General features: G+C 70.2%; 6 protein-coding genes. All 6 read right to left on the reverse strand.

Going from position 1 to position 7,719, the window contains the following annotated elements; genetic code table 11:
* The gene (nuoF, locus tag ACH4U8_RS06870) at positions 1-1,338 is read right to left on the reverse strand and encodes an NADH-quinone oxidoreductase subunit NuoF (protein WP_360308566.1); all 1,338 of its coding nucleotides are present in this window, start codon (positions 1,336-1,338) and stop codon (positions 1-3) included.
* A complete protein-coding gene (gene nuoE, locus ACH4U8_RS06875; RefSeq protein WP_360308563.1) occupies positions 1,335-2,210 on the reverse strand; it encodes an NADH-quinone oxidoreductase subunit NuoE in 876 nt (291 codons plus the stop codon). Before nuoE ends, nuoF begins: the two co-directional genes overlap by 4 nt.
* Positions 2,207-3,544 carry an NADH-quinone oxidoreductase subunit D gene (locus tag ACH4U8_RS06880; protein ID WP_360308560.1) on the reverse strand — a complete coding sequence of 446 codons (1,338 nt, stop codon included), beginning with the start codon at positions 3,542-3,544 and terminating at the stop codon, positions 2,207-2,209. The genes nuoE and ACH4U8_RS06880 overlap by 4 nt, the downstream gene beginning before the upstream one ends.
* The gene (locus ACH4U8_RS06885) at positions 3,544-4,308 is read right to left on the reverse strand and encodes an NADH-quinone oxidoreductase subunit C (RefSeq protein ID WP_379988518.1); all 765 of its coding nucleotides are present in this window, start codon (positions 4,306-4,308) and stop codon (positions 3,544-3,546) included. The genes ACH4U8_RS06880 and ACH4U8_RS06885 overlap by 1 nt, the downstream gene beginning before the upstream one ends.
* Positions 4,305-4,925, reverse strand: coding sequence for an NADH-quinone oxidoreductase subunit B family protein (locus ACH4U8_RS06890; RefSeq protein ID WP_360308557.1), 621 nt, complete (start codon positions 4,923-4,925; stop codon positions 4,305-4,307). Before ACH4U8_RS06890 ends, ACH4U8_RS06885 begins: the two co-directional genes overlap by 4 nt.
* A gap of 83 nt (positions 4,926-5,008) precedes the next feature.
* On the reverse strand, positions 5,009-5,368 hold the full coding sequence (locus tag ACH4U8_RS06895; protein ID WP_360308554.1) for an NADH-quinone oxidoreductase subunit A: 360 nt from the start codon (positions 5,366-5,368) through the stop codon (positions 5,009-5,011).
* Positions 5,369-7,719 lie beyond the last annotated feature (2,351 nt).

Consider the following 7,719-nt stretch of genomic DNA (forward strand, 5'->3'; position numbering starts at 1 on the left):
TCAGCTCTGCGCTCCTGCCCCGATGGAAGCGGGGGCTGTGCTCGCCCACGCGGTGGATGCCGCGGTGTCGAACGGACAGCCGCCGTGCTCGAAGTGCGCCAGATATTCGTCGCGGAAGTACTTGAGCGAGGACTGGATCGGGCTCGCGGCACCGTCGCCCAGCGCGCAGAACGACTTGCCGAGGATGTTGTCGGCGACGTCGAGCAACGTCTCCAGGTCCGCTTCGGTGCCCTCGCCGCGTTCCAGGCGGGTGAGCAACTGGGTGAGCCAATAGGTGCCTTCGCGACACGGCGTGCACTTGCCGCAGGACTCGTGCTCGTAGAACTCGGTCCAGCGCAACACCGCGCGCACCACGCACACGGTCTCGTCGAAGATCTGCAGCGCCTTGGTGCCGAGCATGGATCCGGCGGCGCCGACGCCCTCGTAGTCCAGCGGTACGTCCAGGTGCTCGTCGGTGAACATCGGCGTGGACGAGCCGCCCGGCGTCCAGAACTTGATCCGGTGTCCCTCGCGCACCCCGCCCGCCAGGTCGAGCAGTTGGCGCAGGGTCACCCCGAGCGGGGCCTCGTACTGGCCGGGCCGCTTGACGTGTCCGGACAGCGAGTACAGCGTGAAGCCGGGCGACTTCTCCGAGCCCATCGAGCGGAACCACTCGACGCCCTTGTTCAGGATCGGCGGCACCGAGGCGATCGACTCGACGTTGTTCACGCAGGTCGGGGACGCGTACAGGCCGGCCACCGCCGGGAACGGCGGGCGCAGTCGGGGCTGACCGCGGCGGCCCTCCAGCGAGTCGAGCAGCGCGGTCTCCTCGCCGCAGATGTAGGCGCCGGCGCCCGCGTGCACGGTGAGTTCGAGGTCGAAGCCCGAGCCCTGCACGTTCTTGCCGAGGTAGCCGGCGGCGTACGCCTCACGGACCGCGTTGTGCAGTCGGCGCAGCACCGGGACCACTTCGCCGCGCACGTAGATGAACGCGTGCTCGGAGCGGATCGCGTAGGACGCGATGATCACGCCCTCGATCAGCACGTGCGGGTTGGCGTACATGAGCGGGATGTCCTTGCAGGTTCCCGGCTCGGATTCGTCGGCGTTGACCACGAGGTAGTGCGGCTTGCCGTCGTTTTGCGGGATGAAGCCCCACTTCATGCCGGTGGGGAAGCCCGCGCCGCCGCGACCGCGCAGGCCGGAGTCCTTGACGGTCTGGATCACCTCGTCGGGGTGCATCGCCAGCGCCTTGCGCAGGCCGTCGTAGCCGCCGTCGCGCCGGTAGGTGTCCAGCGACCACGGCCGGTGCTCGTCCCAGTTCGCGGAGAGCACGGGGGTGAGGAGGGAGGGGTCGGTCACGGCGCTTGGTCCCCGTCCTGGTCGGTCGCGGCCCCGGTGGGCGGCGCGGGGTGGGCCGGGTCGGACTCGGCGGTGGGCGCCGGGGCGTCGTGCGAACTCGGCGCGGGGGGCTGCTCGTTCGCGGCCTGCTCGGCCGCGCTGCGCGGGCTGCCCACGATCTTGGGGCGGCGGGTCGGCTCGTCGGTGTTCGTGCCGTTGGCGATGCGCAGGCCGACCAGGCTGGCGGCACCGCCCGCGCCGCCCTCGTCGACCGCGCCGGGGCGCTCGTCGGGGAAGCCGGCCAGGATCCGCGAGGTGTCCCGGAAGGTGCACAGGCGCGCGCCGCGGGTGGGCACCGCGTCCTTGCCCGCGCGCAGGTCGTCCACGAGTTCCTTGGCCGACTGCGGGGTCGCGTCGTCGAAGAACTCCCAGTTGACCATCACCACGGGCGCGTAGTCGCAGGCGGCGTTGCACTCGATGTGCTCCAGGGTGACCACGCCGTCGGCGGTGGTCTCCTTGTTGCCGATCCCGAGGTGGTCCTTCAGGCTCGCGAAGATCTCGTCGCCGCCCATCACCGCGCACAGCGTGTTGGTACAGACGCCGACGTGGAAGTCGCCGCCCTGGCGACGTCGGTACATCGTGTAGAAGGTCGAGACCGCGGAGACCTCCGCCGTGGTCAGGCCCAGGATGTCGGCGCAGAACTCGATGCCGGTGCCGGTCACGTAGCCCTCTTCGGCCTGCACCAGGTGCAGCAGCGGCAGCAGCGCCGAACGGGCCTGTGGGTAGCGCCCGATCACCTCTTTCGCGTCCACCTCCAGGCGGGCCCGCACCTCGGGCGGAAACGGCGGAGCCGGCTTGGCCGGGGGCATCGGCATGCCCAGGTCCGTACTCATCGGTCGACACCTCCCATGACGGGGTCGAGGCCCGCCACTGCGACGATCACGTCGGCCACCTGACCGCCTTCGCACATCGCGGCCATGGCCTGCAGGTTGTTGAACGAGGGGTCGCGGAAGTGCACGCGGTAGGGGCGGGTGCCACCGTCGCTGACCGCGTGTACGCCCAGTTCGCCGCGCGGCGACTCGATCGCGCTGTAGACCTGGCCGGGCGGTACCCGAAAGCCCTCGGTGACCAGCTTGAAGTGGTGGATCAGGGACTCCATCGAGGTGCCCATGATGTTCGCGATGTGCACGGGCGAGTTGCCCAGACCGTCGGCGCCGAGCGCGAGTTGCGCGGGCCAGGCGATCTTCTTGTCGCCGACCATGACCGGTCCGGGAGCGAGTCGGTCCAGGCACTGTTCGACGATCCGCAGCGACTGCTTCATCTCCTCGATGCGGATCAGGTACCGCCCCCAGGAGTCGCACGAGTCGGCGGTGGCCACGTCGAACTCGTAGTTCTCGTAGCCGCAGTAGGGCTGTGTCTTGCGCAGGTCGTGCGGCAGGCCGGTGGAGCGCAGCACCGGGCCGGTCAGACCCAGCGCCATGCAGCCGGCCAGGTCGAGGTAGCCGATGCCCTGGGTGCGGCCCTTGAAGATCGCGTTGTCGTTGAGCAGCAGTTCGTACTCGCGGATCCGGCCGGGCAGGATGTTCACCAGCTCGCGGACCTTGTCCACGGCGCCGGGCGGGAGGTCCTGGGCGAGGCCACCCGGGCGGATGTAGGCGTGGTTCATCCGGAGCCCGGTGATCATCTCGAACACGTCGAGGATCAGTTCGCGGTCGCGGAACCCGAAGGTCATCACGGTGAGCGCGCCGATCTCCATGCCGCCGGTGGCCAGGCAGACCATGTGCGAGGAGATCCGGTTGAGCTCCATGAGCAGGACCCGGATCACCTGCGCGCGCTCGGGGATGTCGTCGGTGATGCCGAGCAGCTTCTCCACCGCGAGGCAGTAAGCGGTCTCGTTGTGCAGCGGCATCAGGTAGTCCATGCGCGTCACGAAGGTGACGCCCTGGGTCCAGTTGCGGAACTCCAGGTTCTTCTCGATGCCGGTGTGCAGGTAACCGATTCCGCACCGGGCCTCGGTGACGCTCTCCCCGTCGATCTCCAGGATCAGTCGCAACACGCCGTGGGTGGACGGGTGTTGCGGGCCCATGTTGACGACGATGCGCTCGTCGGCGTCGGCCGCGGCCTGGACCACTTCGTCCCAGTCGGAGCCGGTGACCGTGTAGACCCGGCCCTCGGTGGTCTCCCGCGCGTGCGCGGCGGATGGGGGTGTCGTTGTCTGATCGCTCATCAGTTGTACGACCTCCGCTGGTCGGGCGGCGGGATCTGGGCGCCCTTGTACTCGACGGGCACGCCGCCGAGCGGGTAGTCCTTCCGCTGCGGGTGGCCGGGCCAGTCGTCCGGCATGAGGATGCGCGTGAGCGCGGGGTGGCCGTCGAAGACGAGGCCGAAGAAGTCGTAGGTCTCCCGCTCGTGCCAGTCCAGCGCGGGATACACGCTCACCAGGGACGGCAGGTGCGGGTCGGCGTCGGGCACGCTCACTTCCAGGCGGACCGCCCGATTGTGGGTGATCGAGCGCAGGTGGTAGACCGCGTGCAGCTCGCGGCCGGTCTCCTGCGGGTAGTGCGTGCCGGACACGCCGGTGCACAACTCGAAGCGCAGGGCCGGGTCGTTGCGCAGGGTCAGCGCGATCCGGGGCAACGACTCGCGACGCACGTGGAAGGTGAGTTCGCCGCGGTCGACGACGACCTTCTCGACCGCCTCGTCGAACTCGATGCCGGCTTCCGCGAGGGCGCCGGAGAGTTCGTCGGCGACCAGGTCGAACTCGCCCTCGCCGGCCGCGGTTCCGCGCGGGCCGCCGTAGGGGCGGGCGGCGGCGCCGGGGAAGGCGACGGTACGGACCAGCTTGCCGTAGCCGGAGGTGTCGCCCGATCCGCTCGCGCCGAACATGCCGTGCCGGACCTCGACGGGTTCGCCGGTCGGTTCGCCGTGGATGTCGCGGGGGGCGGGGAGCTGGGCCTTCTCCTCGGGCGTGGGGTTCGGGGGTGTACTCACCGGGTGCCCCCCTCGGGTGCGTGGCCGACCGGAATGCCGGGGTTGAGCTCGTGCGCGCCGCGGCGGGCGCTCGCGGGCAACATCTCGATGGTGGGCAGCGCCTTCATGGCGGCCTGCTCGGCGGCGCGGGCCGCCTTCTCGCGGTTGACGCCCAGCGGCATCGCCTGGATCTCCTCGCGGAGCTTGATGATCGCGTCCATCAGCATCTCCGGCCGCGGCGGGCAACCGGGGAGGTAGATGTCCACCGGCACCACGTGGTCGACGCCCTGGACGATCGCGTAGTTGTTGAACATGCCGCCCGAGGACGCGCACACGCCCATCGACAACACCCACTTGGGGTTGGGCATCTGGTCGTAGATCTGCCGCAGGACCGGCGCCATCTTCTGGCTGACCCGGCCGGCGACGATCATCAGGTCGGCCTGGCGGGGCGAGGCCCGGAAGACCTCCATGCCGAACCGGGCCAGGTCGTAGCGGCCGGCGCCGGTCGCCATCATCTCGATCGCGCAGCACGCGAGTCCGAACGTGGCCGGCCAGAAGGATCCCTTGCGGAAGTAGCCGGCCAGCCCTTCCACGGTGCTCAACAGGAAGCCGCTGGGCAGCTTCTCCTCGATACCCACGCGGATGCCCTCTCTCGGTCAGTCGTTGGGGGAAGCCTGGGCGTGTCGGCTCGTCCGGGCGTCGTGGTTCACGGGCCGCATGGTCAGTCCCACTCCAGGCCGCCGCGACGCCACAGGTAGGCGTAGGCGACGAAGACCGCGGCGACGAACAGGACCATCTCGACCAGACCGAACATCCCGAGAGAGTCGAAGTAGACGGCCCACGGGTAGAGGAAGACGATCTCGATGTCGAAGACGATGAAGAGCATCGCCGTCAGGTAGTACTTGACCGGGAATCGCCCGCCGCCGACCGGCTGCGGGGTCGGCTCGATGCCACATTCGTAGGCTTCGAGCTTGGCCCGGTTGTAGCGCTTGGGCCCGGTGAGCGCCCCCATCACGAGGGAGACCAGTCCGAAGGCCAGGGCAATGCCCCCGAGCACGAGGATCGGCGCGTACAGGTTCACCGCGCTCCCATCTCCCTTCTCAGTCCCCCGATGTCACGCATGTGACCGGGTTCACAAGCTGCCGGAACGGCGCCCATCCTAGGCCCCTTGCGATGTGATCTGCGACACGGGTAGGGAACGATCATGGTGTGATCTTCCCCACCTGATGATCGATCAGAAACGGTTGCGTGCAGGCAAAAATCACACAGGGTGAGAAATAGGGGAGCCTAAACGGTTCGCCACTCACGGACGATGTTGATCATGAGATGCCCCTATACCACCCGTTCACAAGCGCATCAAATTTGGCCGATCATGATCGGTTGTGATAATCGCTCGCGCCGGGCGCACACACAGCGTCACGGATTGGACCGCGCTCCGCGCGGGGCGGCGGGCTCGGCGGGGGCTCGTGACGGGGGTGGGGGGGTGGGGGTCGGCGGTCGGCGGTCGGCGGTCGGCGGTCACTATCACCGGGCGACGGGCGACGGGCAAGTCGTGGGCGCTGACGCGCCGGGGGTCGAGTTCGCGGTAGCGCCGGGGGTGCCGCGGGCCCGAGTCGCGGCAGGTGCCGTCGGGCCTTGCCCCATCCGGACCGGCTTCCCTGCCCGCCACATCAGTGTGTTCGTCGTTTCGGTCGGTTCACCCGACTTTTACTCGGCCCCAGTGCGTGGCCGGAGTCCGCGCGCCGCGCGCGCCGCGCCACGCGCCACCGCCTGAGCCGCCCTCGCCGTCGAAGGGGACGGTTTCGCGGGTTCGCCGAGGGGCCTTTCCGGGTGGGTTGGGTGCTTTGTGGCCGGCGGTCGCGTGTTGGTCGGCAGCGGATGGCCTTGTGCTAAACGGTCGGCGTGGGCTGGCGGAGATGGGCCCGGTCCCACCGTCACCGGCGGCCGGGAGCCCTGGGTTCCCCGGCGAGATGCGCGCGTTGCTCGCCGGAAAGGCGCTGGCAACGGCGGAGCGGGTGGGTGCTTTCGTCGGGTCCGCCGGGGAGCCTTCCCGGGTTGGTCGGGTGTTCGCGGCCGGCGGTTGCGCCTTGGTCGGCAGCGGATGGCTCAGTGCTAAACGGTCGGCGTGGATCCGCGGAGATGGGCCCGGTCCCACGGTCACCGGCGGCCGGGAGCCCTGGGCACCCCGGCGAGACGCGGGTGTTGCTCGCCGGAAAGGCGCTGGCAACGGCGGAGCGGGTGGGTGCTTTCGTCGGGTCCGCCGGGGAGCCTTCCCGGGTTGGTCGGGTGTTCGCGGCCGGCGGTCGCGTCTTGGTCGGCGGCGGATGGCCTTGTGCTAAACGGTCGGCGTGGGCTGGCGGAGATGGGCCCGGTCCCACGGTCACCGGCGGTCAGGAGCGCTGGGTTCCCCGGCGAGACGCGGGCATTGCTTGCCGGAAAGGCGCTGGCAACGGCGCGGAGGGAGGGCGGTCCGGTCGGGTCCGCCGGGGAGCCTTTCCGAATGGGTCGGGGCGTTTCGGCGGGGGTTTCGGGGTGGGTGCGCAGTGTGGAAGGGCTGCCAGTGGGTTGGGCAGGTCTCGATCCGGATGGCGGGACGCCTTCGGGCCCGCTGTTTAGCGCTGACCTGCGGTTTTGTGGGAGCGGTCGGTGAGAGTGGGTGCCGAGGGCCGGGGTGTGCACCCCGGCGGCGGATTCCGCGTGGGTCATGACTCTCGGTGGGCGTTTCCGGTCGGAGCCGCCGGGCGGAGAGCCGCCCGCGAGCCTCAAGGGTCACGAGCCGGACCCCGAGACGGCTCCCCGCACCCGAGGGTCCGCTGACCTGCGGTTTTGTGGGAGCGGTCGGTGAGAGTGGGTGCCGAGGGCCGGGGTGTGCACCCCGGCGGCGGATTTCGCGTGGGTCATGACTCTCGGTGGGCGTTTCCGGTCGGCGCGCCCGGGCGGAGAGCCGTCCGCGAGCCTGAAAAGTCACGACCAGGATCCCGAGACGGCTTCCCGGCCCCGGGGGTCCACTGACCTGGGGTTTTACGTGACCGGGCGGCGAGAGCGCGTGCCGGGGGCCGGGTTGCGCACTCCGACGACCGGAACCGCCCACTCACGGCCCGCTCTTCTCCTCACCCTCCCGCCACCACACACCCACCGCCCGCCGAAACGGCCCGACCGACTCGGGAAGGCTCCCCGGCGGACCTGACCGGGCCGCCCTCCCGCTCCGCCGTTGCCAGCGCCTTTCCGGCGAGCAACGCCTGCGTCTCGCCGGGGTGCCCAGGGCTCCTGACCGCCGGTGACGGTGGGACCGGGCTGATCTCCGCCGGTCCACGTCGACCGTTTAGCACTGGGCCTCCCGCTGCCGACCAAGACGCGACCGCCGGCCGCGAACACCCGGCCCACTCGGGAAGGCTCCCCGGCGGACCCGACGAAAGCACCCACCCGCTCCGC

Source organism: Embleya sp. NPDC020886 (genome assembly GCF_044333915.1).
Lineage (GTDB): Bacteria > Actinomycetota > Actinomycetes > Streptomycetales > Streptomycetaceae > Embleya.